The sequence below is a fragment of the Blautia sp. CAG:257 genome (genome assembly GCF_000433815.1).
GTDB lineage: Bacteria > Bacillota > Clostridia > Lachnospirales > Lachnospiraceae > Blautia_A > Blautia_A caecimuris.
In genome coordinates this window covers 1-2,339 of sequence record NZ_HF999122.1, presented here as the reverse complement: position 1 = coordinate 2,339, position 2,339 = coordinate 1, and the positions used below count along the sequence as shown (strand labels likewise).

General features: G+C 38.9%; 5 protein-coding genes and 1 pseudogene. 4 read left to right on the top strand and 2 right to left on the bottom strand.

Annotated elements, in window-relative coordinates:
* Positions 1-36: 36 nt before the first annotated feature.
* The 4 genes from QVP40_RS13270 to QVP40_RS13255 all read left to right on the top strand — a co-directional run bounded on the left by QVP40_RS13270 (position 37) and on the right by QVP40_RS13255 (position 1,825).
* On the top strand, positions 37-363 hold the full coding sequence (locus QVP40_RS13270; RefSeq protein WP_004606466.1) for a hypothetical protein: 327 nt from the start codon (positions 37-39) through the stop codon (positions 361-363).
* Entirely contained in the window at positions 350-1,129 is a 780-nt protein-coding gene (locus tag QVP40_RS13265) for an FAD-dependent thymidylate synthase (protein ID WP_009247023.1), read from the top strand. The genes QVP40_RS13270 and QVP40_RS13265 overlap by 14 nt, the downstream gene beginning before the upstream one ends.
* Positions 1,119-1,532 (top strand): dUTP diphosphatase, encoded by a 414-nt coding sequence (locus QVP40_RS13260; RefSeq protein ID WP_009247024.1) that lies wholly within the window; start codon positions 1,119-1,121, stop codon positions 1,530-1,532. Before QVP40_RS13265 ends, QVP40_RS13260 begins: the two co-directional genes overlap by 11 nt.
* Before the next feature lie 83 nt (positions 1,533-1,615).
* On the top strand, positions 1,616-1,825 hold the full coding sequence (locus QVP40_RS13255) for a helix-turn-helix domain-containing protein (protein ID WP_009247025.1): 210 nt from the start codon (positions 1,616-1,618) through the stop codon (positions 1,823-1,825).
* Between the two features lie 104 nt (positions 1,826-1,929).
* Here the strand turns inward: QVP40_RS13255 and QVP40_RS13250 are convergent, their stop codons facing one another.
* Both QVP40_RS13250 and QVP40_RS13245 read right to left on the bottom strand, forming a co-directional pair.
* Complete coding sequence (locus QVP40_RS13250) at positions 1,930-2,106, bottom strand: hypothetical protein (RefSeq protein WP_008976817.1); 177 nt, start codon at positions 2,104-2,106, stop codon at positions 1,930-1,932.
* A 30-nt stretch (positions 2,107-2,136) separates the two neighbouring features.
* Positions 2,137-2,339: pseudogene (locus QVP40_RS13245) on the bottom strand (hypothetical protein); the annotation flags it as partial.

The following is a 2,339-nucleotide window of genomic DNA, read 5'->3' as shown; positions in this document are numbered from 1 at the left end:
GAATTATAAATCATTTTACGAAGGAGGAATTACAATATGACACAAAATGAATTTAATGTTGTCCTTGAACAACAATATCGAAAATGTGCCGATGTCCTGGCACACAAGAAGAAAGAATACACCGGAGACCGCATTGACCGCCTGAGTGCGTTTAAAATCGCTGCCTCATTACAGGGATGCACACCTAAGGCTGCTCTGGCCGGAATGATGTCGAAGCATGTCGTATCTCTCTATGACATGTGTTACTCTTCGCTGCTCCAATTTGACTTAGAACAATGGGATGAGAAGATCACAGACTGCATCAACTATCTCATTCTACTGAAAGCATTGATAAAGGAGGAACAAGCCTATGGATCACATTGAGACAAAGATTTTAAATAGTTATACCATTCAAGAAGCAGCTCAGAACATGGTATTCGCAGCAAGGCTTACCCAACAGGGGCATTCCATTCAAAACATGGATGATCTTATGGCTCTTTATCAGAAATCTTTTACAGATAAAACCGTAGATCGGATTGCCAGTCTTCCTCATCCAACCGTACAGAAATTTACGGTGATCACTGTTGCGATTGTGGGGGCAAGCAGACGTTTTCTTGCACAGATTACTCGTCATCAAAACGAAGTAAAATTCATGAGTGCATCTCTGCAATATAGCAACTATTCAGAAAAAGCTGCATTTACGATCCCATATGAAATCCTTTTTTCCGAACAGAGATACATTGATCTCTATCTGAAAAGCTGCTTATCGGATCTCAGATGTTATCAGGAATTGTGCTCTGTGGGATTTCATCATGATTCTGCAGGATATGCCCTCCCTCATGCTTTAAGAAATATTCTGATTATCTGCGCTACACCTTATGAGTGGAAACATATGATCAGTCAGCGAATCTGCAGGAGAAATACCGACGAAACAAGAATTGTAATGTTGGACATCTGGCAGAAATTATATGAATTTGATCCGGTGTTATTTTCACCGAAGCTGACCGGTCCTTTCTGCCAGAGGGGATGTTGTGAAGAAGGTGCTATGTCCTGTGGAATTCCTATCCCAAAAGAATGGTCTCCATTAGAAATAATGAGAGCAGATTATCCTCTGCTCGTAGAAGGGAGGGAAACTGTTTATGAAAATTAAATTGATCGACTTTGGGTTAGAGAAAGATCATTATCCTTTCCGACCTCATGAAAACGATGCCGGGGCCGATGTATATATGCCTTATGACTACACATTAAAACCAGGAGAGATTGCAAGAATCCCATTAGGATTTGGTCTCATGATTCCAGATGGATATGCCGGTTATGTTTTTCCAAGAAGCAGCATGGCAGCAAAAGGGTTGGTCTGCGAACTTCCGCCTATTGATTCCGGATATCGAGGAGAAATTCATGCCATCATCAGTAATGTTAGTTCAGAATCCCAAATACTCCGCAAAGATACCCGTGTAGGGCAACTGGTTATCACTCCGGTTCTAATCGCCGACTTTGTTCTGGATCTCGGAGAAGCAAGAGATATCGGGGCTTTTGGAAGTACCGGGGAATAAAGATCATAAAACCAGAGGTGCCGAATAATTTATGATTCGACACCTCACACACTCAAAATAACTTGCAGAAAGGAATAACTACTATGATTACATTTGGAAGAAAATTAAATCATTTGAGACAGAAAAATCATCTCACACAAAAAGAACTTGGTATCGCACTTGGCTTCCCCGAAGATTCTACTGATATCAGAATTACACAATATGAAGCAACTACAAGAAAGCCTCTCGATGAAATCCTTGTTAAATTGGATAAAATACTTGGAGTATTATCACTTTACGACAAAATTAACTAACCTTAACATTTGTTCCACTACCACTATAAATTTCTAATAATCCTAAGGTTAACTGCTTTGTGTGTAGATATAAAATTGTCAAACTGGAATTTTATTTTCGCTTACTACTCTATATCATCATCATGTTTATTAGTAAAAAGACTCCCAACAAACATTCCCACTCCCAGTCCTATAGCTAATCCTAATATAGTATGATTGAATACCACGCCTAATGCAGTTCCTACACCTACACCGATGCACATCCCATATATCATTCCATTATATTTATTAGTTTTTTTCATAACTGGTCTCCTTTGCAAATTCAAGATTTATTATTCTTTCCCATTCAATAGTTTATTTACTCTTTCAACCGGAAATCGGTCTTCAATGTCAATTATTTCAAAAAAATTTAGGGGCAATTCTTTTTCTCCAATCAGAGTAAGATATTCATTAACAGCTCTGCGATCAATCATTATTTGAGGAACTGGGCGGCAAATACGAAAGGCAAGGGGATTATTTGATACCGTGCTTAACT